The organism is Chromobacterium paludis (assembly GCF_008275125.1).
GTDB classification, from domain to species: Bacteria; Pseudomonadota; Gammaproteobacteria; order Burkholderiales; family Chromobacteriaceae; genus Chromobacterium; species Chromobacterium paludis.
This window is the reverse complement of sequence record NZ_CP043473.1, coordinates 2746532-2772002: the sequence shown is the minus strand read 5'-3', so window position 1 is coordinate 2772002 and position 25471 is coordinate 2746532. Positions and strand designations below refer to the sequence as shown.

Genomic DNA, 25471 nt, shown 5'->3' with positions numbered 1-25471 from the left:
GATGAAAGGCCGGCGAGCGTCGACGCGACTGAAAATTATGGATTTTTATGCTTTGCCAACGGATGGCGGACAAAGAAAAACCGCCCGGCAGGCGGGCGGTTGCGGTGAGAGCGGGTTGCGGCTTATTGCTCGTCGCCGTCGCTTTCCTCATCGGCGGCTTCGCCGTCCTTCTGCTTGCGCGCGCTGCCTTCCACCATATTGATGACGAACAGGCGGCAAGCCAGCGAGCCGTTGAACAGCGGGGTGCGGCGCTTGGGCGCCAGGCGGATCAGCTTGCCCAGGCGCAGGTCGCCGCTGAACAGGCAGGCGGTCCAGCCGGCGAAGTGGGCCTTCAGCCAGTCGCCCAGTTCCGGATACCACTCGGCCAGTTGTTCCTGTTCTTCCAGGCGCACGCCGTAGGGCGGGTTGCTGACGATCAGGCCGTGCTCGGCATGCGGGCGGGTAGCCGTCACGTCGGCGGCGCTCACTTCCACCAGATCGGCCAGGCCGGAGCGTTGCAGATTGGCGCGGGCGATGTCGATCATGGCTTGCGAACGGTCAGAGCCGCGAATGGCCAGCTCGGTAGCCGGCAGTTCCGCCTTGCGGGCATCCAGTTGCAGCTTTTCCCAGGAGGCGGAGTCGAAGCTGGACAGCGCCTCGAAGCCGAAGCCGCGGTTGCGGCCCGGCGCGCGGTTCAGCGCGATGTCGGCGGCTTCCACCAGGAAGGTGCCGCTGCCGCACATCGGGTCCAGCAGCGGCTGGCTGCCGTCATAGCCGGCCAGCATCAGGATGCCGGCGGCCAGGTTTTCGCGCAGCGGCGCCTCGCCGGTTTCTTCGCGCCAGCCGCGCTTGAACAGCGGCTCGCCGCTGGTGTCCAGATAAATGGTGGCCTCGTCGGCGCTCAGGAAGACGTTGACGCGCACGTCCGGATGGCGGGTGTCCACGCTGGGGCGTCCCAGATGGGCTTGGCGGAAGCGGTCGCAGATGGCGTCCTTCACCGTCAGCGCGATGTAGTCCAGGCTCTTGACGCGGGCGGCGATGCCATCGGCCTTCAGCTTGATGGTGCGGGAAACGTCGAACCAGTGCGGCCAATCCACGCTCATCGCCAGACGGTAGATGTCTTGCTCGGCGCGATAGCCGCCGTGGGCCAGGCGCAGCAGCACGCGGCTGGCGGTGCGCGAGTGCAGGTTGACCGCCATCATCAGCCGCGCGTCGCCGGAAAAGGCTACGCCGCCATCCGCCGGCGCGATGTCGCCGGCGCCCAGCGCCAGCAATTCGTCGGCCAGCATTGGCTCCAGGCCTCGCGGGCAGGGCGCGAACAGCGCCAGCCGGTTGTCGTGGCGTCCGGTGATGGTGCGTTCGGCCATCGGCTGCTCATGTTGCGGACGGTCGAAGGAGCGTTGCTCGAAATGGCGTCGCGGCGAATCCACGCGATGGCTGTCGCCCAGCGGCTGCAGGCCGCGCTCGGTGTTTTCGCGTTTGCCGAACAGCTTGCGCGGGCCGTCGTTGTCGCGCGATTCGCGCTCCTGGCGCGGAGCGCGGTCTTGCCATTGCGGCTTGTCGTCGCGGCGGAAGCGGTTGTCGCGCTCGCCGTCTTCGCGTTCGGCGAAGATCTTGCGCGGACCGTTGTCGTCGCGCGGCTCGCGCTCCTGGCGCGGGGCGCGGTCTTGCCATTGCGGCTTGTCGTCGCGGCGGAAGCGGTTGTCGCGCTCGCCGTCCTCGCGTTTGGCGAAGATCTTGCGCGGGCCGTTGTCGTCGCGCGGCTCGCGCTCCTGGCGCGGGGCGCGGTCTTGCCATTGCGGCTTGTCGTCGCGGCGGAAGCGGTTGTCGCGTTCGCCGTCTTCGCGTTTGGAGAAGATTTTGCGCGGACCGTTGTCGTCGCGCGGCTCGCGCTCCTGGCGCGGAGCGCGGTCTTGCCATTGCGGCTTGTCGTCGCGGCGGAAGCGGTTGTCGCGCTCGCCGTCTTCGCGCTTGGCGAAGATTTTGCGCGGACCGTTGTCGTCGCGCGGTTCGCGCTCCTGCCACTGCGGCTTGTCGTCGCGGCGGAACTCGCCCTCGGCGCGCGGCTTGAACGGGCGCGGCGGCGCGTCTTCGGTGTGCAGCGGCTTGCGGCCGGACGGGCCGCGGTCGCGGCTGTAGCGCTTGTCTTGATCTTGTCCTTCGCGGCGGAAGTCCGGCGCGCGTTCCTGGCCTTCCGGCAGCGGTTTGCGGCTGGACGGACCGCGGTCGCGGTCGTAGCGGCGCTCGTCGCGCGGGAAGGAAGGCGGCTGGCCCGAGCCTTGCTTGTCGAAGCGACGCTTGTCGTCGCGCGGCTGCCATTCCGGTTTGCGGTCGAAACGCGGCTCCTGGCCGCCTTCCGGGCGCGGGCCGCGCTTGTCGAAGCGACGGTCGTCCTGGCGCGGCTGCCAGTCTTGACGCTCGCCTTCGCGGTTGAAGCGCTTGTCCTGGCCTTGCTCCGGACGCGGGCCGCGCTTGTCGAAGCGGCGGTCATCCTGGCGCGGCTGCCATGCCGGCTTGCCGCCTTCGCGCGGCGGCTGGCCGTCGTCCTGGCGCGGCGCGCGCTTGTCGAAGCTGCGGTTGTCTTGGCGTTGCCAGTCCGGCTTGCCGACGCCCGGACGCGGGCCGGAGTAAGGCGCGCGCGGCTTGTCGTGGCGCGGCGGCTGCTCGCCGTCCCGCGGTGGCTGGCCTGCCGGCGAGTTGGCCGCGCGTTCGCGGCTGGTTTGATCGCGGCGCTGGCTGGCGCGTTGGCGGGAACGGAAGCTGGACATGAAACGACCTCGAATGGGCATGCTTGATTAAGTAATTTCTTAATTTTAACGCATTTGGCCGCGGCCTGCTTGGTGGCGCTGCGGCTTTCCGTTACCATAACCGGTTCGATTGGATAATGGATCGCGATGTTGCACAGCAGTTTCGCCGCCCGTCTGGTGGCTTGGCAGAAGCGGCACGGCCGCCACGATCTCCCCTGGCAGGTGAGCGATCCGTATCGCGTCTGGCTGTCGGAGATCATGTTGCAGCAGACTCAAGTCAAGAGCGTGCTCGACTACTACCCGCGCTTCCTGGCGCGTTTCCCGGACGTGGCGGCGCTGGCGGTCGCCCCGGTGGACGACGTGCTGGCGCAGTGGAGCGGCCTGGGCTACTACAGCCGCGCGCGCAATCTGCACAAGGCCGCGCGCATGGTGATGGACGAGTTCGGCGGGGCGTTTCCCGAAGCGCGCGAGCAACTGGAGCGCCTGCCCGGCGTGGGACGCTCCACCGCCGCGGCCATTTCCGCCTTCGCCTTCGGCCGCCGCGAAACCATTCTGGACGGCAACGTCAAGCGGGTGTTGGCGCGCTGCTTCGGCATAGACGGCTTCCCCGGCGACAAGGCCATAGAGAAGCGGATGTGGGCCTTGGCCGAGGACATCCTGCCGGCTGACGCCGCCGACATCGGCCCCTATGTGCAGGGCCTGATGGACCTGGGCGCGACGGTATGCGGCCGCGGCAAACCGGCCTGTGCCGTCTGCCCCATGGCGGATGATTGCGTGGCCGCGCGGGAGGGGCGTACCGGCGAGCTGCCTACGCCCAGGCCCAAGAAGACGGTGCCGACGCGGCAGACGGCCATGTTGCTGGCGCGGCATGGCGGCAAGGTGTGGCTGCAGCGGCGGCCGCCGACCGGCATCTGGGGCGGGCTGTTGTCGCTGCCGGAGTTTGCCACCACCTTGGAGATTGAAGACTGGCTGCGGCAGGCGGGGGATGGTGACGTCTTGCCTGCCTGGCCCGAGCTGGAGCATGTGTTTACGCATTTTCGCCTGATCATCACGCCGCAGCCGGTGCGTATCGACCAGCTGAAAGCCATGGGCGCGGCCGAGGCCGATGGCCAGTGGCTGGACATCGATCAGGCGGTGGACGCCGGCGTGCCGGCGCCGGTGCGCCGCCTGCTGCTGCGGCTGGCGCAAGATTGAAAGAGGGGCAGGCTGGCCCTGCCCATGTGGCAAATCCGACGGCCGGGCGCAACCGGCCTTGCTTAAGACGGCAGGTCCGTCCAGATAGACAGATATGGTTTCCGTAGTCCGCACCGTTGCCGATACCCTGGCCGACGCCGCCGATCCGGCGCGCTGGCTGGAGAGCTTGTCCGCCGCCTACTCCCCCGAAGACGGCGCCTTGCTGGCGCGCGCCTTCGAGGCCGCGCGCCAGATGTACGCCGGCAAGACCGTTCCCGCCACCGGCGAAGACCTGTTCAGCCATGCCGTGGCCGCCGCCGCCATCGTGGCGGACCTGCACCTGCTGCCGGACGCCATTGCCGCGACGCTATTGTTTTCCGCGCCGGATTACCACGCCGAATGGCAGGCCTGGCTGACGGAAGCCTTCAATCCCACGGTGGCCATGCTGGTGGACGGCGTGGGCGGCGTGCGCCGCATCACCGAACTGGCCCGCATCGACAAGATGGCCACGCCGGAAGACTGCGCGCGCCAGGCGGAGACCATGCGCAAGATGCTGCTGGCCATGGTGGCCGACATCCGCGTGGTGCTGATCAAGCTGGCTTGGCGCACCCAGACCATGCATTACCTGGCCAATGTGCCGGACGAGGCGGTGCGCCGCCGCATAGGCGGCGAGACGCTGGAGCTGTTCGCGCCGCTGGCCAACCGCCTGGGCGTGTGGCAGATCAAGTGGGAGCTGGAGGACCTGGGCCTGCGGCACACCGAGCCGGACACCTACAAGAAGATCGCCAAGCTCTTGGACGAGCGTCGGCTGGAGCGCATCGACTATATCGAGCGCGTGCTGGACATCCTGCGCGAGGAATTGAAGAAAGCCGGCGTCAAGGCCGAAGTGGCCGGCCGGCCCAAGCACATCTATTCCATCTGGAAGAAGATGAAGAAGAAAAAGCTCGATTTCACCGAGCTTTACGACATCCGCGCCGTGCGCATCCTGGTGGACAAGCTGCCGGACTGCTACACCGCGCTCGGCATCATCCACGGCATGTGGCAGCCGATACGCGGCGAATTCGACGACTACATCTCCCATCCCAAGGCCAACAACTACCGCAGCCTGCACACCGCGGTGATCGGCCCGGAGGACAAGGCGCTGGAAGTGCAGATCCGCACCTTCGAGATGCACGAACACGCCGAATTCGGCGTGGCCGCGCATTGGCGCTACAAGGAAGGCGGCAAGGGCGACGCGGCCTACGAGGAAAAGATCTCCTGGCTGCGGCAGCTGCTGGACTGGCGCGAGGAAATGTCGGACCGGGAAGGCCTGGCCGAAGCGTTCAAGACCGAGCTGTTCGCCGACACCATCTACGTGCTGACGCCGCAGGGCAAGGTGCTGGCGCTGCCGCAGGGCGCCACGCCCATAGACTTCGCCTACGCCATCCATTCCGGCCTGGGCAACCGCTGCCGCGGCGCCAAAGTGGAAGGGCAGATCGTGCCCTTGTCCACGCCGCTGCAGAACGGCCAGCGCGTGGAAGTGCTGGTGGCCAAGGAGGGCGGCCCCTCGGTCAACTGGCTGCACGACGGCTGGGTGAAGAGCCATCGCGCCATCTCCAAGATCCGCCAGTACATCCGCTTGCAAAACGCCGACACCGTGCGCGAAACCGGCAAGACGCTGTTCGAGCGCGAGCTGGCGCGGCGGCCGCATATCCAGCCCAATCTGCTGCAATTGGCGGAGAAGCTGGGCTACGACAAGCTGGACGAGGTCTACGGCGCGCTGGGCCATGGCGAGCTGACGATACGCGCGGTCAGCAACGCCATCACCAGCTTCGCGCCGCCGCCGGCGGTGGAGGTGCTGCCGGAAAGCCTGGTCAAGGCCAGCAAGGGCGGCCATGACGCCGGCGGCGTGCTGATCGAGGGCGTGGACAATCTGATGACGGTGCTGGCCAAGTGCTGCAAGCCGGCGCCGCCGGATCAGGTGATGGGCTTCGTCACCAAGGGCCGCGGCATCTCCATCCACCGCAGCAGCTGCCTGACGCTGAAGAAGCTGTCGCAGGAGGTGCCGGAGCGGCTGATCGCGGCGGAATGGGGCGAGCAGAAGAACAGCGTGTTCCCGATCGACATCGAGGTGATGTCGCAGGACAGGCCGGGCCTGCTGCGCGATATTTCCGACGTATTGTCGCGCGAGAAGCTGAACCTGATCGGCGTCAACACCCTGGCGCGCGACCAGAAGAGCCGGCTGCGGCTGACGGTGGAGGTGCGCCAGGTGCAGGATATCAGCCGCGTCTTGTCGCGCTTGATGGAGCTGTCCGGCGTGCAGGAAGCGCGCCGGGTTTAAGGCGAAACATTTGGGAAACCGGCTGAAAGGCCCGCGCGGCGGGCTTTTTGGCCGGTTTGGCTTTTCAGGCCGGCGAGATGGCCGGGCCGGGGATTTGCGTTTAAGCAAGTGTGCGCGATTCGCAATTTGCTTTCACGTGAAGAAATTTTCATAATCGCATCCAGCGCCTCGGAAAAAACGCCGTCATGCCGGCGACGATTCGAGGCTCAGCGATGCCTTCCTAGAGAGAACGACCATGTCTGCATTGATTGAAGCCGCGCGCCGCGCGCTGTCCCTGATGGACCTGACCACCCTCAACGACGACGATACCGACGCCAAGGTGATCGCGCTGTGTCAGAAAGCCAAGAGCCAGGACGGCGCCGTGGCCGCCGTGTGCGTGTTCCCGCGCTTCGTGCCCATCGCCAAGAAGACGCTGCGCGAAGCCGGTTGCCCGGACGTGCTGGTGGCCACCGTCACCAACTTCCCGCACGGCAATGACGACGTCGCCATCGCCGTGGCCGAAACGCGCGCCGCCATCGCTTACGGCGCCGACGAAGTGGACGTGGTGTTCCCGTACCGCGCGCTGATGGCCGGCAACCGCGACATCGGCTTCGAGCTGGTCAAGGCCTGCAAGGAAGCCTGCGGCGGCAAGCTCTTGAAAGTCATCATCGAGAGCGGCGAGCTGAAAGAGCCGGCGTTGATCCGCGAAGCCAGCGAGATCTCCATCCGCGCCGGCGCCGACTTCATCAAGACCTCCACCGGCAAGGTGCCGGTCAACGCCACGCTGGAAGCGGCGGACGTGATGCTGAACGTGATCAAGGAGCAGGGCGGCAAGTGCGGCTTCAAGGCCGCCGGCGGCGTGAAGAGCGCGGCCGAGGCCAAGCAATACCTGGACCTGGCCGGCGGCCTGCTGGGCGACGCCTGGGTCAACGCCGATCATTTCCGTTTCGGCGCCTCCAGCCTGCTGGCCAATCTGCAGATCGAGATCGCCGGCGGCGTGGCCAAGCAAACCAGCGGTTACTGATCGAATCGAGAATACGCGGGGGTTCCGCACTCTGGCCGGGCGATTTCCCGGCCGCATCGTCCATCGCGCGCTGAGCCGCGGTGGGTCTTAGGCAGGGAGAATGCCATGTTTTTGCCGCAAGAAATCATCCGTAGAAAACGCGACGGCCTGATGCTGTCGCAAGAAGAAATCCAACAATTCGTCGCCGGCATCACCGACAACAGCGTGGCGGACAGCCAGATCGCCGCGCTGGCGATGGCCATCTACTTCAACGGCATGGAGCTGGAGGAGAACGTGCACCTGGCGCTGGCCATGCGCGACTCCGGCCGCCGCATGCACTGGAAAGACCTGAACCTGCCGGGCCCCATCGTGGACAAGCACTCCACCGGCGGCGTGGGCGACGTGGTGTCGCTGATGCTCGGGCCCATGGTCGCCGCCTGCGGCGGCTTCGTGCCGATGATTTCCGGCCGCGGCCTGGGCCACACCGGCGGCACGCTGGACAAGCTGTCCGCGGTGCCGGGCTATAACCCCTTCCCGGACCCGGAACTGTTCCGCAAGGTGGTGAAGGAAGTGGGCGTGGCCATCATCGGCCAGACTTCCGACCTCGCCCCGGCCGACCGCCGCTTCTACGCCACTCGCGACGTGACCGCCACCGTCGAATCCATCGCGCTGATCACCGCCTCCATCCTGTCCAAGAAGCTGGCGGCGGGCCTGGACGTGCTGGTGATGGACGTGAAGGCTGGCAGCGGCGCCTTCATGCCGACCATGCAGAAGTCCATCGAGCTGGCCGAGCGCATCGTCAAGGTGGGCAACGGCGCCGGCGTGGCCACCACCGCGCTGATCACCGAAATGAGCCAGCCGCTGGCGTCCACCGCCGGCAACAGCATCGAAACCCGCGAGGCCGTGCGTTACCTGAAGGGCGACGAGCGCAACCCGCGCCTGCACGAAGTGACCATGGCGCTGTGCGCGCAGATGCTGATCGGCGGCAAGCTGGCCAGCGACGAGGCCGACGCCCGCGCCAAGCTGCAAGCGGGGCTGGACTCCGGCCGCGCCGCGGAAATCTTCGGCCGCATGGTGACCGCCCTGGGCGGCCCGGCCGACTTCCTGGAAAACTACGACCGCCACTTGGCGCCGGCGCCCATCGTGCGTCCGGTGTACGCCGATAAGGCCGGTTTCATCGGCGCGATGGACACCCGCGGCATCGGCATGGCGGTATGCGCGCTGGGCGGCGGCCGCCGTCTGGCCACCGATGTGCTGGATTTCCGCGTGGGACTGTCGCAGTTCGTAGAACTGGGCCAAAATATCAGTAAAGACACCCCGCTCATGATGATCCACGCCGCCGACGAGGCGAGCTTCGAAGACGCGGCGCGTCGGGTCAAGGCAGCCATCCGCATCGATGAAATCGCGCCGGCCACGCTGCCGCAGGTCTATCAGATCATCCGTGGCGAATAAGGCCAGGGAGGCAGCATGAAACGCGCAATTATCATTATTCTGGATTCGCTGGGCATAGGCGCGGCGGCGGATGCCGTCAAGTTTGGCGACGCCGGCAGCAACACCTTGGGCCACATCGCGATGGAGGCGGCCGCCGGCCGCGCCGACGTGGGCCGCAGCGGCCCGCTGAAGCTGCCCAATCTGTCCAAGATGGGCCTGGCCCACGCCTGCCAGCTGTCGTCCGGCTACTTCCCGGAAGGGATGGGTCCGGCCGCGCCGCTGGCGGCCTACGGCTATGCCCGCGAAATCTCCAGCGGCAAGGACACGCCGTCCGGCCACTGGGAAATCGCCGGGGTGCCGGTCTTGTTCGACTGGGGCTATTTCAGCGAGCACGACAATAGCTTCCCGCAGGAGTTGTTGGACGCCATCGTGGCCAAGGCCGGCCTGCCTGGCTATCTGGGCAACTGCCATGCTTCCGGCACCGAGATTCTGGACCGCCTGGGCGAAGAGCACATGCAGACCGGCAAGCCGATTTTCTACACCTCGGCCGACTCGGTGTTCCAGATCGCCTGCCATGAAGAGACCTATGGCCTCGACAAGCTGTACGAGCTGTGCAAGATCACCCGCGAGCTGTTGGAGCCGTACAATATCGGCCGCGTGATCGCCCGCCCGTTCATCGGCGAAGGCAAGGGCAAGTTCGCCCGCACCGGCAACCGCAAGGACCTGGCGGTGGAGCCGCCGGCTCCCACGGTGCTGAAAAAGCTGGCCGATGCCGGCGGCGACGTGGTGTCCATCGGCAAGATCGCGGACATCTACGCCCATGTCGGCATCACCCACAAACACAAGGCCACCGGCTTTGACCAGCTGTGGGATGCCACGCTGACGGCGATGGATCAGCACAAGGACAAGCCGGCCATCATCATGGCCAACTTCGTCGATTTCGATTCCAGCTACGGCCATCGCCGCAATACCGCCGGCTACGCCGCCGCGTTGGAGGAGTTCGACGCGCGCTTGCCGGAAGTGATGGCCGCGCTGGGCGACGACGACATCCTGATCCTGTCGGCCGACCATGGCTGCGATCCGACCTGGCCGGGCACCGACCACACGCGCGAGCATATCCCGGTGCTGTGCTACGGCAAGACGGTGAAGCCGGGCAGCGTGGGCGAGCGAACCACCTTCGCCGACATCGGTCAGAGCGTGGCCAGCCACCTGGGCCTGCCGCCGATGGACTACGGTACGTCCTTCCTCGCCTGATCGCCATCTGCCGGGACGCGACGGGCGGCCCGCCATGCATTTGTCCGTCCCGTGGCAACGGGACGGACTCCGAATCATTCAAATAAAGAGGAGACCTTCAATGGCCACCCCGCATATCAACGCCAAAGACGGCGCTTTCGCTGAAACCGTACTGATGCCGGGCGATCCGCTGCGCGCGCAGATGATCGCCGAAACCTTTCTGGAAGGCGCCGAGCTGGTCACCAACGTGCGCAATGTGTTTGGCTACACCGGCACCTACAAGGGCAAGCGCCTGTCGGTGATGGCGCACGGCATGGGCATTCCGTCCGCCAGCATCTACACCACTGAGCTGATCAAGGACTACGGCGTCAAGAACATCATCCGCATCGGCTCCTGCGGCGCGGTCACGCCTGACATCAAGCTGCGCGAGCTGTTCATCGCCATGGGCGCCTCCACCGACAGCAAGGTGAACCGCATGCGCTTCAACGATCACGACTACGCCGCCATCGCCGACTACACCTTGCTGCGCACGCTGGTGGACACTGCCGCCGAGCAGGGCAAGAGCGTGACCGTGGGCAATGTGTTCTCCGCCGACCTGTTCTACGGCGTGCAGCCCAATATGCTGGACGTGCTGGCCAAGATGCAGGTCAACGTGATCGAAATGGAGCTGGCCGGCATCTACGCCGTGGCGGCCCAGTATGGCGCGCGCGCGGCCGGCATTCTGACCGTGTCCGACATCATCCCGACCGGCGAGGCCACTAGCGCCGAGGAGCGCCAGACTTCCTTCCGCGACATGATGGAAGTGGCGCTGGACGCGGCGATCAAGCTGTAAGCTGCTGATTCGGCAATGAAACGGGCGCCGGCGGCGCCCGTTTGGTCTGCTTGTGGCATGGCTGCCGCATAGGTCCAGTCTATTTATCGTGCACTGCACAAAACTGCTTGCCTAATCCCGGAGGGATACTGAATAATCGGTATTGCATCAGGGCGTTATGCACTGTGGCGCTCCTGGTGTTGTCTCCTCCATCCTCCTTCTCAAAGGTGGAACTTGGCGCAACACGCAGCAGCGTTGCGCTTTTTTTTTTGACCATATCCGCCACGCATTCGCACAGTTTTCCGCTCTGGGAAATCTGTTGTGTCACAAGGGTTTGACAGCGACCCGGCCACTGCTCTAAAATCCGTAACTTTCAAGAATTACGATGGAAGAGTTCCATGAAGACCTTTTCTGCCAAGCCGCATGAGGTAAAGCGCGAGTGGTACGTGGTCGACGCCGCCGATAAGGTGCTGGGTCGCCTGGCTGCCGAAATCGCCCGCCGCCTGCGTGGCAAACACAAGCCGGAATTCACTCCTCACGTTGACACCGGCGATTTCATCGTCGTGGTGAACGTCGAGAAGCTGCGCGTCACCGGCACCAAGGCTCAAGACAAGAAGTACTACCGTCACTCCGGCTACCCGGGCGGTATCTACGAGCGCACCTTCACCGAACTGCAAAACCAGTTCCCGGAACGCGTTCTGGAAAAGGCCGTGAAAGGCATGCTGCCGAAGGGCCCGCTGGGCTACGCCATGATCAAGAAGCTCAAGGTGTACTCCGGTTCCGAGCACCCGCACGCCGCCCAACAGCCCAAAGTGCTGGAAATCTGATTTTAAGGCATAACAATGAACGGTAAATACTACTACGGCACCGGCCGTCGCAAGAGCTCCGTTGCTCGCGTGTTCATGCAAAAAGGTTCCGGCCAAATCATCGTTAACGGCAAGCCGGTTGACGAGTATTTTGCCCGTGAAACTGGTCGCATGGTGATCCGCCAGCCGCTGGCCCTGACCGAAAACCTCGAATCCTTCGACATCAAGGTGAACGTGGTTGGCGGCGGTGAAACCGGCCAAGCCGGCGCCATCCGTCACGGCATCACCCGCGCCCTGATCGACTTCGACGCCGCTCTGAAGTCCGCTCTGTCGGCTGCTGGTTACGTGACCCGCGACGCCCGCGAAGTTGAACGTAAGAAGGTCGGCCTGCGCAAAGCTCGCCGCGCCAAGCAGTTCTCCAAGCGTTAATCGCCAGGATTCTGCACCCCAAAAAGCCGCCCGGCCTTGGCCCGGCGGTTTTTTCTATTTGCGCGCTTGCTGCGGTCGCGCAGTCTGCCTAAAATGTCGCCTTTGCGACATTTTTTTACACAAAGGGATCGTCATGATCAAGGTGGGCATCGTCGGGGGCACCGGATATACCGGGGTGGAATTGTTGCGCTTGCTGGCCAGGCACCCGCAAGCCCGCGTGACGGCGGTGACCTCGCGCAAGGATGCCGGCATCCGCGTGGACGAGATGTTTCCCAGCCTACGCGGCCGTGTCGATCTGACTTTCAGCACGCCCGATGAGGCCCGGCTGGCGGAGTGCGACGTGGTGTTCTTCGCCACGCCCAACGGCATCGCCATGCAGGAGGCTGTCGCCTTGCTCGACGCCGGCGTGCGCGTGATCGACCTGGCGGCGGACTTCCGCATCAAGGACGTGTTCGAGTGGGAAAAGTGGTATGGCATGAAGCATGCCGCGCCGCATCTTATCGCCGACGCGGTGTACGGCCTGCCCGAAGTGAACCGCGAAGCTATCCGCGACGCCCGCCTGGTGGCCAATCCGGGATGCTATCCGACGGCGGTGCAACTGGGTTTCCTGCCGCTGATCGAGGCCGGCGTCGTTGATGCTTCCAGCCTGATCGCGGACTGCAAGTCCGGCGTGTCCGGCGCCGGGCGCAAGGGCGAGATCGGCGCCTTGCTGGCCGAGGCGGGTGATTCCTTCAAGGCCTATGGTGTGGCCGGCCACCGTCACCTGCCGGAAATCCGCCAGGGCCTGGCGCATATCGGCGGCAAGCCGGTGGGCCTGACCTTTGTCCCGCACCTGACGCCGATGATACGCGGCATCCACGCCACGCTGTATGCCCGGCTGAGCAAGGACGTGGACTTGCAGCAGCTATTCGAGGCCCGTTACGCCAATGAGGGTTTCGTCGACGTGCTGCCGGCCGGCAGCCATCCGGAAACGCGCTCGGTGCGCGGAGCCAATCTGTGCCGCATCGCCGTGCACCGGCCGCAAGACGGCGACACCGTGGTGGTGTTGTCGGTGATAGACAATCTGGTCAAGGGGGCGGCCGGCCAGGCGGTGCAGAACATGAATTTGATGTTCGGTCTGCCTGAGCTGGATGGTCTGGATGTCGTGCCCTTGATGCCGTGATGAGCGTGTAGGGCGGATGCCCCAAGGGGCGATCCGCCGTTTTCGCCGATTCATGGAAGTTGGGGATTGGGAGAAGGCGGAACGCCCGGCACATAATGGCGATCAAGGGCTTGAAGGCTCGCCATCCGCCCCGATATCCGACTAAAATGGTGGGTGAATGGCCGCGACCGGCCCGATTGAATTAGCGAGGTTACACATGACAGAAGCTGCTACCGAAATGCCGTGCCCGATCAACTTCACCGACAGCGCTTGCGCCAAGGTGCAGGATCTGATCGCGGAAGAGGGCAATCCCGACCTGAAACTGCGCGTCTTCGTCACCGGCGGCGGCTGTTCCGGTTTCCAGTACGGCTTCACCTTCGACGAGATCGCCAATGAGGACGACACCGCGATCGAGCGTCAGGGCGTGACCTTCCTGGTGGATCCGATGAGCTACCAATATCTGGTGGGCGCGGAGATCGACTATCAGGAGAGCCTGGAAGGCTCCCAGTTCGTGATCCGCAACCCGAATGCCACCACCACTTGTGGTTGTGGTTCTTCGTTCTCGGTGTGATACTGGACGCAGGTAAGAACCAGGCTCGGGCACTTGCCCGGGCCTTTTTGCTGTGGAAAACAGGACATGAACAAACTGCCGCCGGTGGTATTGCCCAAGATCGAATTCAACCGCGAGTTCGCGTTCAGCGACGGCGATTTCGAGCGCATCCGCAAGCTGATCTACAAGGAGGCGGGAATTTCGCTCAACCCGTCGAAGAAGGACATGGTGTATGGCCGGCTGGTGCGCCGCATCCGCGAGTTGAAGCTGCCCGGCTTTGCCGCTTACGTCGACTTCCTGGAGTCCCTGGGCGGCAAGCGAGAGTTTGAGCAATTCGTCAACGCGCTGACTACCAATCTGACCTTTTTCTTCCGCGAGGAGCACCACTTCCCGATTCTGTCCGAGCATTTGAAGAAGAAGGTCGCCGCCGGCGGCGAGCTGTCCATCTGGTGCGCGGCGGCGTCTACCGGCGAAGAGCCGTATTCGCTGGCCATTACCGCGTTGGAGGCGTTTCCGGGCATCACCCGTCCCGCCATCACGGTGCTGGCTACCGATCTCGATACCAGCGTGTTGGAAACGGGGCGCAAGGGCATCTATTCGGCGGACAAGATCGCGCGCTTGCCGGCCGGCCACGCGGTCAAATACTTCGACAAGCTGCCCGACGGCAGCTATCAGGCCAAGCAGGTATTGCGCAATATGATCACTTTCCAGCGCCTGAACCTGGTGGAGGCCAGCTGGTCGGTACGCAAGCAGTTCGACGCCATTTTCTGCCGCAACGTGATGATTTACTTCGACCGCGATACCCAGTTCAGCGTGCTCAAACGCTTTGCGCCGCTGCTGAAGCCCGATGGACTCTTGTTCGTCGGCCATTCGGAAAACTTCTATTTCGCTTCCGACTACTTCCACCTGCGCGGCAAGACTGTGTACGAGCACGCGAAAAGCAAATAGTGTCCGACAAAATGGTCGCAGCCGCGGACATTTGGCTTTAACATTCCGCACTGAACGGGCAAGCGAGTCTTGCCCTTCGTCTTTTTTCGATGGAGGCGGGATGCGAGTGGCGGTACTCGGAGCCGGCGTGGTAGGGGTGTCCACGGCCTGGTTCCTGGCCAGAATGGGCCATGAGGTGGTGGTGGTGGAGAGGGCTTGCGGCGCGGCGCGCGAAACCAGCTTTGCCAACGGCGGCCAGCTGTCGGTCAGCCAGTCCGAACCCTGGGCCAATCCGCGCGCGCCCTGGCAGGTGCTGCGCTGGCTGTGGCGCGACGACGCCCCCTTGTTGTTCCGTCCCCGCCTGGACCCGGCGCAATGGCGCTGGATAATGGATTTTCTGTGTGAATGCCTGCCGGGACGCGACCACCGCAATATGCGGCAGATGGTGGCGCTGGGGCTGTATAGCCGCGATGCCATGCGCCAGCTGCGCGAAGAGACCGGCATCGCCTATCGTCGCTTGTCGCGCGGCATCCTGACCCTGCATTACAGTGCCGGACAGCTGGCCCAGGCGGAACGGACCGCGGCGCGCATGCGCCAGGCCGGCGTCGACAAGCGCATCCTGATGCCCGATCAGCTGCTGGCGCTGGAGCCGGCGCTGGAGCCGGTGCTGCCGCAGCTGGCTGGCGCCAGCTGGTGTCCGGATGACGAGTCAGGCGACGTGCACCTGTTCACGCGCGGCGTAGCGGAGGCCGCGGCGGGACTGGGCGTGGCCTTCCGTTACAATACGCGGGTCAATGCCTTGGACCTGGTCGATGGCGCCATCGGCGGGGTGTCGGTGACGGGGCCGGACGGCGCTTACGACCGGATCACGGCGGACGCCTATGTGCTGGCGCTGGGCAGCCATTCCCCCTTGCTCACCGCGCCGCTGGGCCTGCGGCTGCCCATCTATCCGGCCAAGGGTTATTCCGCCACGGTGCCGATCAAGAGCATCGCCTCGGCGCCCATGGTCAGCATCACCGACGAGGCGCACAAGCTGGTGTTCAGCCGGCTGGGCGACGAGCTGCGCATCGCCGGCACGGCGGAGCTGTCCGGCTATTGCTCCAGCCTCAATCTGACGCGCTGCGAGGCCTTGCTGCGGCGAGGCCGCGCCCTGTTTCCAGAGGCTTGCGCCTGGGAGCGAGCCCGCTTCTGGAGCGGCCTGCGGCCGGCCACGCCGGGCAATGTGCCCTTGATCGGCAAGAGCGGCATCGGCCGCTTGTATTTGAATACCGGCCACGGCACGCTGGGCTGGACCGAGGCCGCCGGCTCGGGCCGCGCGCTGGCCGAGATCATCAGCGGTCTGCGGCCGCAGCTGGATTTCGCCTTTCGCGGTTTGTGAGCGCCGCGGGGGCCGTTTTACGCCGGCGCGGCGCGCCGGCATCTGGAGTGGAAATGAGCGATGTGCAGGAAATGACGCCGTATCAGCTGTTGGGCGGCGAAGGGGTGGTGCGTTGGCTGGCTGAGCGGTTTTACGACATCATGGACAAGGAGCCTGAGGTGAAGGCGCTGCGCGACATGCATCCGGCCGATCTGGCGGGGTCCAGGCAGAAACTGTTCATGTTTCTGTCCGGCTGGCTGGGCGGCCCAGCCTTGTACATGGAAGCTTTCGGCCATCCGCGGTTGCGCATGCGCCATATGCCGTTTGCCGTCAATGACGTCGCGCGCGACCAGTGGATGCGCTGCATGCGACAGGCGGTGGATGAGCTGGTGGTGGAGGATTGGCTGAAGGAAAAACTGCTGAAAGCTTTCTACAATACCGCTGATTTCATGCGAAATTGTTAAGCGCGTGACTATTCTTGACGCCGGTCCGGCTTGGTCCATGATAGAAGTATCGATGGATGGAGTCCGGTCATGGTCTGTCGTCTGCTGCTATCGCTGGCCTTGGGTTTGGAATGCGGAGCCGCCGCGGCGGCCTGCATGCCGCATGCCATGATGTGCGCTTCGCCACGCGATCCCGAGGTGCAGAAACAGGACCTGCAGCCGCAGGGTTTGCAGCTGGGGCCGGTGCGGCTGGAAAGAGACGCGGACGGCCATACCTTGCGCCTGGTGCCGAATCTGAACCTGGGCAAGCGTACTCATCTGACCCTCAAGATGCACAACAAGGACGTCGGCTTGAAGCTGCGCTTCAATACCGACTGATCGTCCTCAATGCGGCCGGTGGCCGCGTTCTATCTGCACACCCACGCGCTTGACGCCGGGCAGGATGCCCAGCTTGGTGACCGCCACGCGGACCCAGGGCGCGCCGAATTCCTCGCGCACCATTTTGGCGATGTGCTCGGCCAAGGCTTCCAGCAGCAAGAAGTGCTGCTCCTGCAGCGACTGGCGCAGCCGCTCCACCACCACGCCGTAGTGTATGGTGTCGCCGATATTGTCGCTATGGCAGGGCGTGTCGCTGGGAATGCCGATTTCCAGGTCGATTTCTATGGTCTGGGCGGCGGTGCGCTCCCAGTCGTACACGCCGATTACCGTGTCGGCGCGCACTTCGCGCAGGAATATGATGTCCATCAGTCCGTGGAGGTTGGGCTTTGCCGCCCGATACCGTAAAATCCGAAACTTCGTATTCTAATCCAACGGACACACCACCACCATGACCACGACCGCATTCGCTTTCGTCCTAGCGGCCTATCTGATCGGCTCGCTGTCTTTCGCCGTGATTGTCAGCAAGGCGATGGGCATGGCCGACCCGCGCAGCTATGGCTCGGGCAACCCCGGCGCCACCAATGTGCTGCGCAGCGGCAAGAAATTGGCCGCCGCGCTGACTTTGCTGGGCGACGGCGTGAAGGGCTGGGTGGCGGTGGCGCTGGCGGCCTGGCTGGGGCCGCGTTATGGCCTGGGCGAGCAGGGCATCGCGCTGTGCGCGCTGGCCGTGCTGTTCGGCCATATGTGGCCGGTTTTCTTCGGCTTCAAGGGCGGCAAGGGCGTGGCCACCGCCGTCGGCATCTTGTTCGGGATCAGCGCGCCGCTGGCGCTGGCGGCCATCGCTACCTGGCTGTTCATGGCCTTCGTGGTGAAGATTTCCTCGCTGTCCGCCATCGTCGCCTGCGTGCTGGTGCCGGTGTACGCCTTTTTCATCCTCGGGCCGCACAGCGTTTACTTCGGCACCTGCATCATCATCGCCATCGTGGTGATACACCGCCACAAGTCCAATCTGATCAAACTGATGACCGGCGAGGAAGACAAGATAGGCAATAAGAGCGACGCCAGCTGAAGCCATGCTGTCATCCAACAAAAAAGCCGTCTTGCGAGACGGCTTTTTTTGTTTGCTGGAGTCCGGGTTAATGGAAGTCGCTGGCGAAGCGGCTCCAGCGCGGCATCCAGTCGCCGGTGATGTCGGCCGAGGCGATGACGCCGACAGCGCGGCCTATGAGCAGATTGCGCGGCACCAGGCCGATGTAACGCGAGTCGGCGCTGTTGTCGCGGTTGTCGCCCAGCATCAGGTACTGGCCGGGCGGAATGGTCATCGGACCGAAGCTGCTGCGGGCGTTGACACCGGCCAGCCATTGCACGCGGTGCGCCGGCAGCACGCCGCTTTCCCGCAGCCGCAGCGCGGGCAGGGTGACGTTGTCCGCCACGGTTTCGTTCAATTGCTGCAAGGGCTGGTAATGGGCGGCGCGGCCATTGATGACCAGTTCCTCATGGCGCATTTCCACCGTGTCGCCGGGCACGGCGACCAGGCGCTTGATCAGCCGCGTGCCGTCCTTGGGCGAGGAGAAGGTGACGATGTCGCCGCGCTGCGGCTCGCCGGTGCGATACAGGATGATATTGCTTAGCGGCAGCTTCAGGTCATAGGCCAGCCGGTTCACCAGCACCACGTCGCCCTCCAGCAAGGTGGGGCGCATGGAGCCGGATGGGATGGGGTTCCAGTCCGCCACCGCGGTGCGGAACAGGCCGAACAGCAGCAGGAACACCAGGAAGCCTCGATTATTGCGCAGCCAATTCTTCATTGCAGTCCTTTGTGATTCAGGGGGGGCGTCAGCCATCCGACAGCACGCGGATATGGGCGGCCACGCTGCGGCCCAGCGCGGAAAGATCATAGCCGCCCTCCAGCACCGACACCACGCGGCCGGCGCAGTACTGGTCGGCGATCTGCAGCAGGTGGCGGGTGACCCATTCATAATCCGCTTCCGTCAGCCCCAGGGAGCCCATATCGTCCTCGCGGTGGGCGTCGAAGCCGGCCGAGATGAACAGCATCTGCGGCTGGAACTCATGCAGCAGCGGCAGCCAGACGTTCTCAACAACCTCGCGAAACTCGCGCCCGCCGCTGCCGGCCTTCAGCGGCACATTGTGCATATTCGGCCCCATGGGTTGGTCGCCGCGATAGGGATAGAACGGGTGCTGGAAGATGGACACCATCAGCACGCGCGGGTCGTCGTGCAGGATTTCCTCGGTGCCGTTGCCGTGGTGCACGTCGAAATCCACCACCGCCACGCGCTCGAACTTGTACTTGGCCAGCGCGTGGGCCACGCCGATGGCGATGTTGTTGAAGAAGCAGAACCCCATCGCCTTGTCGCTCTCGGCGTGGTGGCCGGGTGGGCGGATGGCGCAGAAAGCATTGGGCGCCTTGTCCTCCGCCACCAGTTCCACCGCCTTCACCACGGCGCCGGCCGCGCGGTGCGCCGCTGGCAGCGTGCCGGGCGACATGGCCGTGTCCGGATCCAGGCGGAAGGTGCCGACGCTGGGCGCGCAGGCTTCCAGGTATTCGACATAGCGCGGCGGGTGGACGCGCGCCAATTGCTCGTAAGTGACCTCGGGCGCTTCGACCTCCTGCAGACTGTCGAAAATCTGCGAGGCCATCAGCTGGTCGCGGATCGCGGTCAGCCGTTCCGGGCATTCCGGGTGGCCCACGCCCATATTGTGCTGCAGGCATTCCGGATGGGTGATGTAGGCCGTCAGGCCGTTGCGCTGCAGGCGGTTTTTCAGCCAGGTGAACACGGACGCTCCCTACGCGCTTACAATGAATGGCGAATATGTGATTTTGATAAATACTGCGCGCAACCGGGGTCAAATGCAATCACTCTCCCTCGCCTACCGGCAACTGAACACGCTGATTCTGGGCAAGCCACAAGCCATCCGCCTCGCTTTTGCCTGCCTGGTGGCTCGCGGCCATCTCCTGATCGACGACGTGCCCGGCGTCGGCAAGACCACCCTGGCGCACGGTCTGGCCAGCGTGCTGGGCCTGGATTATCGCCGCGTGCAGTTCACCAGCGACCTGCTGCCGGCCGACATCCTGGGCGTCAACATCTACCAGCGCGACAGCGCGCGCTTCGAGCTGCACAAGGGGCCGGTGTTCACCCAGTTGCTGCTGGCCGACGAGATCAACCGCGCTTCGCCCAAGGTGCAGTCGGCCTTGCTGGAGGCGATGGAGGAGCGCCAGGTTTCGATAGACGGCGACACCCACGCCTTGCCATCGCCGTTTTTCGTGATCGCCACGCAGAATCCCGGCGAGCAGATGGGGACGTTTCCCCTGCCGGAATCGCAGCTGGACCGCTTCCTGATGCGCATTTCGCTGGGCTACCCGCCGCGCGAGGCGGAAAAGGCGCTGCTGATGGGCGAGGACAGGCGGACCCTGTTGGCGCGCTTCGAGGCGGCGATGACGCCCGACGAGCTGCTGGCGCTGCAGCAAAAGGCTGCCGCGGTGACGGTGACCCCGGCCTTGGCGGATTACCTGCTGGCGCTGCTGGAGGCGACGCGCCGACCGGGGCTGTTTGTCGCCGGGCTCAGCCCGCGGGCGGGCCAGGCGCTGGTGGCGGCGGCGCGCGCCTGGGCTTTGCTGTCGGGGCGCGACCACTTGCTGCCGGAGGACGTCAAGGCGGTGTTTTTGCCCGTGGCGGCGCACCGGCTGCAATCGACGACGGGCGTCGAGGCGAGCCAGGAACTGGAGCGGCTGCTGGCCCATGTCGCCATTCCGTGAGTCTTTGCGGCGCTGGTGGCTGAAGCGCTTGCCCTTGCAAGCGCGCTGCGAGCTGACGCAGCGCCGCATCTATCTGCTGCCCACGCGCTTTGGCCTGCTGATGTTGGCGGTGGCGCTGGCGGTATGGGTGGGCGCGCTCAATTACCAGGTCAGCCTGGCCTACGTCCTGGCCTTCTGGATCGTCGGCCTGGAGCTGGTGGCGGTGCTGATGGCTTTTCGCCAGCTCTCGGGCTTGACGGTGTCGGCCGAGCCGGGCGGCTCGGTCTTTGCCGGCGAGTCCGCGCGCTTCCAGCTGTTCTTGGACAATCCCCAGGCCGTGCCCCGGCGGGTGGCGGTACGGGCGCTGGACCAGGACATCGCCGTGCCGGCAGAAGACATGGCCGGGCATGCCGGCCTTGCGCTGGAGCTGGCCGTGCCGGCGCCGCGCCGCGGTTGGCTCGCCTTGCCGATGTGCGTGGTGGAAAGCGACGCGCCCTTCGGCCTGATCCGCGCTTGGGCGGTTCTGCGGCTGGAGGCGCGTCTGCTGGTCTATCCCGCCCCGCTGCCGGACGCCGCGCGCGGCTTGAGCGAGGGCGGGGGCGGCGAGGGCGGAGCCAGCCGTCCCGCAGGGGACGATTTTTCCCACCTCGATGCTTACCGGCACGGCGACACGCCGCGGCAAATCGCCTGGAAAGTGCTGGCGCAGCGGGATGCCCTGGCCAGCAAGCGCTTTGTCGGCGAGGCGGGAAGCGCGATGAGGCTGATCCGCTGGGAGGATTACGCCAAGGAGGCCGACGTGGAGCGCAGGCTATCGCGCATGGCCTGGCGGGTGGAACAGTGCGAAAGACTGCGCCAGCCATATCGCCTTTGCCTGCCGGACGGCGAGGTGGGGCCGCAGCCGCGCCAGCGCGAGCGCGCGCTGGCGGCGCTGGCCTTGCATGGAGGCGGTCGTGAGGGCTGAGAGGCAAGGGCTGCGTCATGCGCCCGTGCTATGGGCCTTGGTCTGGGTCCTGTTGCCGCTGGCCTGGTATCTGCCGGCCTGGCTGCCTCTCCTGGGCATGGCGGCCCTGCTGGGCAGAATGGCGCTGAGCCGGCGCGGTGACGCCCTGCCGGCGCGCTGGCTATTGTTGCCCGCGCTCGCCCTGTTCGTCGGCGCCGCGTGGCTGCAACTGGGTACGCTGATCGGGCGCGAGGGCGGGGTGGCGCTATTGCTGTTGCTGACCGCGTTCAAGGCGTATGAAACGGCCAGCTTGCGCGATTGGCGCGTGCTGTTGGCCTTGGGTTTCTTCCTGGCAGCCATGCCGCTGCTGTTCGACCAGTCGCCATGGATGGCCGCTTGGCTGGTAGCCTCGATGCTGTTGCTGACCTGGGCCGCCGCCGTGCTGGCCGGCGGCCTGCCGCGCGGCAGCTGGCGCAATGCGGCGCAGGCTTTGTTGCTGTCCCTGCCCATCATGCTGGTGTTGTTCGTGCTGATGCCGCGGCTGCCTGAGCCCTTGTGGAGCATGCCGATGCAGCAGTCTGCGGCCGGCAGCGGGCTGGGCGAGGACATGGAGCCGGGCAGCATCAGCCGACTGATCCTGAACCGCGATCCGGCTTTCAGTGTGGTGTTCGACGGCCCTGCGCCCAAGCAGGACCAGATGTATTGGCGGACGATGCTGCTGGATGTGTTCGACGGCCGGCGCTGGCATAGGGCTGGGGAGGGGAGGGCCCTGGCGATGCCGGTGGCCGGCGCGGCCTCCGTGCGATACAGCCTGACCTTGCGGGCGGACCGCGGGCGGCTGCCGGCATTGGAGATGCCTATGGACGCGCCGTCCGGCAGCCATTTCGCCGTTGGCGGCGTGCTGAGGCAGGACCGCAGGCAGGGCGAGTTGGCGCGTTATGCGATGACGAGCCTGTTGGGCGCCGGTGCGCGCGAGGACTTGTCCGATGGCGCTCGGGCCTTCTACACGCGCTTGCCGCCGGGCAATCCCAAGAGCCGGGCGCTGGCCGCGCAACTGGCGGCGCGAGCGGGCAGCGAGGCGGGTTTCGCGCAGGAGGTATTGCGACATCTGCGGTTGGGAGGTTTTCGCTACACCCTGCAGCCGCCCTTGCTGGGCGAACAGCCGGAGGATCAGTTTCTGTTTGAAACGCGGCAGGGCTTTTGCGAACACTATGCTTCGGCCTTTGTCTTTCTCGCCCGCGCCGCCGGCATCCCGGCGCGCGTGGTGGTGGGATATCAGGGCGGCGAATACAACCCGGTGGGGAAGTTCTGGCTGGTGCGCTCGTCCGACGCCCATGCCTGGGCGGAAATCTGGCAGGCCAAAGCGCGGCGCTGGCTGCGCGTGGACCCGACTGCGGCGGTCTCGCCTGGACGGCTGGAACAAGGCGCGGAGCAGGCGCTGCCCGCCTTGCGCAATGAGGGCGCGGCAGGCGCGGTGCTCCCGCCGCGCTGGCTGCGCTATTGGCGGCAGCAATGGCTGGCAGCCGATTTCGCCTGGCAGCAATGGGTGGTGGGGTACGACGCCAATCGCCAGCGCGGCTTGTTCCAGCGGCTGGGCCTGGGCGACGGCGTGGATGCGTCCAGCGTGCTGCGCGGCCTGTTCATCGGCATGACTCTGGCCATGCTGCCGCTGCTGGCTTGGTGGCGGCGCCGGCCGGGTCTGCCGCCTTTGGCGGCGGGATGGGCAGGCTTGCGGCAAGGGCTGGCCCGGCGCGGCATCGTCGTGCCGGCCTCGCATGGCCCGCTGGATATGCTGAAAGCGGCGCAAGGCCTGCCGCGCGAAGATTTCCTGAGCTTGAGAGTCTTGCTCGATGAATACATCGAACTGCGTTACCGGCGATCCGAGGCCGATCCGGCGCGTGAAAAGAAATGGTCTAGGCGGGCGCGGCGCTGGAAATAATCAGGCCCGGCGCGGGCCGGGCCTGAGGGAGCGGTGGCTTACAGCAGGAAGTCGCGGGAGATGCCCTTGCGGCGCAGGATGCGGCGCAGTTGCTCCAGGCCCTCGATCTGAATCTGCCGCACGCGTTCCCGGGTCAGGTTCAGCGAGGCGGCCAACTCCTCCAGCGTACAGATTTCGTAGCCGTTGAGGCCGTAGCGCCGCTCTATCACCAGCCTTTGCTTCTCGTTGAGCTGGCTCAGCCAGTCATGGACGAAGGTTTCCAGCTGGCTGTTGTGCAGCTGCAGCTCGGGCTCCTCATGTTGCTCGTCGGGAATCGACTCGCCTATGGACAGCATGGGGTCGATGTCCAGCGGCGCGTCCAGCGAGGCCATGCGCTCGTTCAGGTTCATCACCTTGCGCACATCGTCCACCGGTTTGCCCACTAGATGGGCGATTTCATCAAGAGTCGGCTCGCGGCCGATCTGGCTTTCCAGATGGCGCGAGGCGCGCAGGTAGACGTTCAGTTCCTTGATCACGTGCACCGGCAGGCGGATGGTGCGCGACTGGTTCATGATCGCCCGCTCTATGCTCTGGCGTATCCACCAGGTGGCATAGGTGGAGAAGCGGAAGCCGCGCTCGGGATCGAACTTCTCCAGCGCGTGCATCAGGCCGATATTGCCTTCCTCGATCAGATCCAGCAGCGCCAGGCCGCGGTTGATGTAATGCTTGGCGATGTTGACCACCAGCCGAAGATTGTGCTCGATCATCTTCTGCCGGGCTTCGAATTCGCCAGCCACCACGCGGCGGGCCAGCGCCAATTCTTCCTGCGGCGTCAAGAGCGCGTTGTTGCCGATATCGTTCAGATAGATCTGGGTGACATCGGCCACTACGTCTTCGAAGGCCGCGGTGCTGTCAACGTTTTCCTCGGCTTCCGCTTCGGCCGCGCCTTCTTCGCCATTGTCCTCATCGAGAATTTCGTTCTCGTCCAGGATGTCGATTTCGTTGCTCATTTTCTACCCCCGTCGCTGTCTTGGTCCCGGCGGGGGCTGAGCCTGCCCGCTAGGATTTTTGTTCAAGATACTGCATCGGGTCCACCGGCTTGCCGAAGCGGCGGATCTCGAAATGCAGCTTGACTTGGTCGGCATCGGTATTGCCCATTTCGGCAATCTTCTGCCCTTTCTTGACAGTCTGTCCCTCCTTGACCAGCAGCTGGCTGTTATGCGCGTAAGCCGACAGGAAGGTCTTGTTGTGCTTGATGATGATCAGCTTGCCGTAGCCGCGCAGCCCGGTCCCGCTGTACACCACCTTGCCGTCTCCCGCAGCGAGCACCGGCTGGCCCATGCGCCCGCTGATTTCAATGCCTTTATTGCTGTCCGAGAAGCCTTTGATGACCTTGCCCTCGGTCGGCCAGGCCCATGCCACGGCGTCTTCTTCCTGCTTGGCGGCGGGGGCGCTGGCTTCCTTCACCGGCGCGGCGGCGGTGGAGACCGCCGAACTGGCTTCCTGCTTTTTCACCGGAGCGGGGGCCGGCGACGAGTTGGATGCCTGAGCGTTATTGTTTTTACCGCCGCGTCCCTCGCTCTGGGCCGCGATGTCTTTCACCGCTTCGCTGCTATACGGCAGCTTCAGCGCCTTTGGGTAGGGCTTGGCCTGGCCGCCTTCTGCTGGCGGCGCCGGATTTGCCGCGGAGGCTGGCTGAACCTGGGCGACGGGAGCCGGCTGAGGCTGAGCCGCGTCGCTGCCGGGCGGCGTCAGGCGCAAGACCTGTCCTACTTTGATGTTGTTGTCGGGGAGCTTGTTCCACTCCGCGACATCCTTGTACTTCAAGCCGTGGTTCAGCGAAATGCGGAACAGATTGTCTCCCGGCTTGACGACATAGGTGTTTTCTCCGCCTGTCGGCGCAGCAGGTGCGGGCTGCGGCGTCACCGGCTGCATGTTCAGGTTGCCCGCATCCCGGTACGGCATGGCCTCGGTGCCGCCCGCGTGAACCGCCGGTTTGGCTGTTGCCGCCGGGGCGGCTTGCGTCTGTCCGAAGGGCGAGGGTGCCGCCGATTCCACCGGCGCCGCCTGCTGCACCATGCTGCTGCAGCCGGCCAATATGGTGCCGATCAGCGCAGCTAATATGTAGGCATACCTGCAATGCATTTTTAGCATG

General features: G+C 65.2%; 24 protein-coding genes. 18 read left to right on the top strand and 6 right to left on the bottom strand.

The features are described from left to right. Positions 1 to 122: 122 nt before the first annotated feature. Positions 123 to 2747, bottom strand: a complete 2625-nt coding sequence (locus FYK34_RS21120) for a THUMP domain-containing protein (RefSeq protein WP_149297078.1) — start codon at positions 2745 to 2747, stop codon at positions 123 to 125. A gap of 129 nt (positions 2748 to 2876) precedes the next feature. Between FYK34_RS21120 and mutY the strand changes: the two genes are divergently transcribed. The 14 genes from mutY (at position 2877) to FYK34_RS12920 (ending at position 16707) form a co-directional block, all read left to right on the top strand. Beyond that, entirely contained in the window at positions 2877 to 3920 is a 1044-nt protein-coding gene (gene mutY, locus FYK34_RS12985; protein WP_149299968.1) for an A/G-specific adenine glycosylase, read from the top strand. A gap of 94 nt (positions 3921 to 4014) precedes the next feature. Further along, positions 4015 to 6219 (top strand): RelA/SpoT family protein, encoded by a 2205-nt coding sequence (locus tag FYK34_RS12980; protein ID WP_149297076.1) that lies wholly within the window; start codon positions 4015 to 4017, stop codon positions 6217 to 6219. A 235-nt stretch (positions 6220 to 6454) separates the two neighbouring features. Further along, complete coding sequence (gene deoC / locus FYK34_RS12975; RefSeq protein ID WP_149297074.1) at positions 6455 to 7222, top strand: deoxyribose-phosphate aldolase; 768 nt, start codon at positions 6455 to 6457, stop codon at positions 7220 to 7222. A 105-nt stretch (positions 7223 to 7327) separates the two neighbouring features. Further along, positions 7328 to 8653: a thymidine phosphorylase gene (deoA, locus tag FYK34_RS12970; protein ID WP_149297072.1), complete on the top strand. Its 1326-nt coding sequence runs from the start codon at positions 7328 to 7330 to the stop codon at positions 8651 to 8653. Between the two features lie 15 nt (positions 8654 to 8668). Continuing rightward, entirely contained in the window at positions 8669 to 9886 is a 1218-nt protein-coding gene (locus tag FYK34_RS12965; RefSeq protein WP_149297070.1) for a phosphopentomutase, read from the top strand. 100 nt (positions 9887 to 9986) lie between these two features. After that, positions 9987 to 10697 (top strand): purine-nucleoside phosphorylase, encoded by a 711-nt coding sequence (gene deoD, locus FYK34_RS12960; RefSeq protein ID WP_149297068.1) that lies wholly within the window; start codon positions 9987 to 9989, stop codon positions 10695 to 10697. 377 nt (positions 10698 to 11074) lie between these two features. Next, positions 11075 to 11503, top strand: coding sequence for a 50S ribosomal protein L13 (gene rplM, locus FYK34_RS12955; RefSeq protein ID WP_149297067.1), 429 nt, complete (start codon positions 11075 to 11077; stop codon positions 11501 to 11503). A 15-nt stretch (positions 11504 to 11518) separates the two neighbouring features. After that, positions 11519 to 11911 carry a 30S ribosomal protein S9 gene (rpsI, locus tag FYK34_RS12950; protein ID WP_011137243.1) on the top strand — a complete coding sequence of 131 codons (393 nt, stop codon included), beginning with the start codon at positions 11519 to 11521 and terminating at the stop codon, positions 11909 to 11911. Positions 11912 to 12044: 133 nt separating this feature from the next. Beyond that, entirely contained in the window at positions 12045 to 13073 is a 1029-nt protein-coding gene (gene argC, locus FYK34_RS12945) for an N-acetyl-gamma-glutamyl-phosphate reductase (protein ID WP_149297065.1), read from the top strand. 217 nt (positions 13074 to 13290) lie between these two features. Continuing rightward, positions 13291 to 13623: an iron-sulfur cluster insertion protein ErpA gene (gene erpA / locus FYK34_RS12940; RefSeq protein WP_369816066.1), complete on the top strand. Its 333-nt coding sequence runs from the start codon at positions 13291 to 13293 to the stop codon at positions 13621 to 13623. Positions 13624 to 13689: 66 nt separating this feature from the next. Beyond that, on the top strand, positions 13690 to 14550 hold the full coding sequence (locus FYK34_RS12935; protein ID WP_149297063.1) for a CheR family methyltransferase: 861 nt from the start codon (positions 13690 to 13692) through the stop codon (positions 14548 to 14550). 100 nt (positions 14551 to 14650) lie between these two features. After that, positions 14651 to 15907: a D-amino acid dehydrogenase gene (locus FYK34_RS12930; RefSeq protein WP_149297062.1), complete on the top strand. Its 1257-nt coding sequence runs from the start codon at positions 14651 to 14653 to the stop codon at positions 15905 to 15907. A gap of 53 nt (positions 15908 to 15960) precedes the next feature. Further along, positions 15961 to 16350, top strand: coding sequence for a group II truncated hemoglobin (locus FYK34_RS12925; RefSeq protein ID WP_174774518.1), 390 nt, complete (start codon positions 15961 to 15963; stop codon positions 16348 to 16350). 69 nt (positions 16351 to 16419) lie between these two features. Continuing rightward, complete coding sequence (locus FYK34_RS12920; RefSeq protein ID WP_149297060.1) at positions 16420 to 16707, top strand: hypothetical protein; 288 nt, start codon at positions 16420 to 16422, stop codon at positions 16705 to 16707. Between the two features lie 6 nt (positions 16708 to 16713). Here FYK34_RS12920 and FYK34_RS12915 read toward each other — a convergent pair whose 3' ends face one another. Further along, on the bottom strand, positions 16714 to 17073 hold the full coding sequence (locus FYK34_RS12915; protein WP_149297058.1) for a dihydroneopterin aldolase: 360 nt from the start codon (positions 17071 to 17073) through the stop codon (positions 16714 to 16716). A gap of 82 nt (positions 17074 to 17155) precedes the next feature. On the opposite strand from FYK34_RS12915, the gene plsY reads away from it, so the two are divergent. Further along, positions 17156 to 17776 (top strand): glycerol-3-phosphate 1-O-acyltransferase PlsY, encoded by a 621-nt coding sequence (gene plsY / locus FYK34_RS12910; protein WP_149297056.1) that lies wholly within the window; start codon positions 17156 to 17158, stop codon positions 17774 to 17776. A 67-nt stretch (positions 17777 to 17843) separates the two neighbouring features. Here the strand turns inward: plsY and lepB are convergent, their stop codons facing one another. Next, positions 17844 to 18512, bottom strand: coding sequence for a signal peptidase I (gene lepB / locus FYK34_RS12905; protein WP_149297054.1), 669 nt, complete (start codon positions 18510 to 18512; stop codon positions 17844 to 17846). A gap of 28 nt (positions 18513 to 18540) precedes the next feature. After that, positions 18541 to 19500 (bottom strand): histone deacetylase family protein, encoded by a 960-nt coding sequence (locus FYK34_RS12900; protein WP_149297052.1) that lies wholly within the window; start codon positions 19498 to 19500, stop codon positions 18541 to 18543. A 73-nt stretch (positions 19501 to 19573) separates the two neighbouring features. Here FYK34_RS12900 and FYK34_RS12895 point away from each other — a divergent pair, with 73 nt between their 5' ends. Genes FYK34_RS12895 through FYK34_RS12885 form a run of 3 tightly spaced genes read left to right on the top strand, consistent with a single transcriptional unit; the run spans position 19574 to position 23337 of the window. After that, the gene (locus FYK34_RS12895) at positions 19574 to 20479 is read left to right on the top strand and encodes an AAA family ATPase (protein WP_149297051.1); all 906 of its coding nucleotides are present in this window, start codon (positions 19574 to 19576) and stop codon (positions 20477 to 20479) included. Then, positions 20463 to 21419 (top strand): DUF58 domain-containing protein, encoded by a 957-nt coding sequence (locus FYK34_RS21070; protein ID WP_149297049.1) that lies wholly within the window; start codon positions 20463 to 20465, stop codon positions 21417 to 21419. Before FYK34_RS12895 ends, FYK34_RS21070 begins: the two co-directional genes overlap by 17 nt. Beyond that, positions 21409 to 23337: a transglutaminase family protein gene (locus FYK34_RS12885; RefSeq protein WP_168209741.1), complete on the top strand. Its 1929-nt coding sequence runs from the start codon at positions 21409 to 21411 to the stop codon at positions 23335 to 23337. The genes FYK34_RS21070 and FYK34_RS12885 overlap by 11 nt, the downstream gene beginning before the upstream one ends. 38 nt (positions 23338 to 23375) lie before the next feature. Here FYK34_RS12885 and rpoS read toward each other — a convergent pair whose 3' ends face one another. Beyond that, positions 23376 to 24326: an RNA polymerase sigma factor RpoS gene (rpoS, locus tag FYK34_RS12880; RefSeq protein ID WP_149297045.1), complete on the bottom strand. Its 951-nt coding sequence runs from the start codon at positions 24324 to 24326 to the stop codon at positions 23376 to 23378. Positions 24327 to 24375: 49 nt separating this feature from the next. Beyond that, positions 24376 to 25461, bottom strand: coding sequence for a peptidoglycan DD-metalloendopeptidase family protein (locus FYK34_RS12875; protein WP_231137259.1), 1086 nt, complete (start codon positions 25459 to 25461; stop codon positions 24376 to 24378). Between the last annotated feature and the right edge of the window lie 10 nt (positions 25462 to 25471).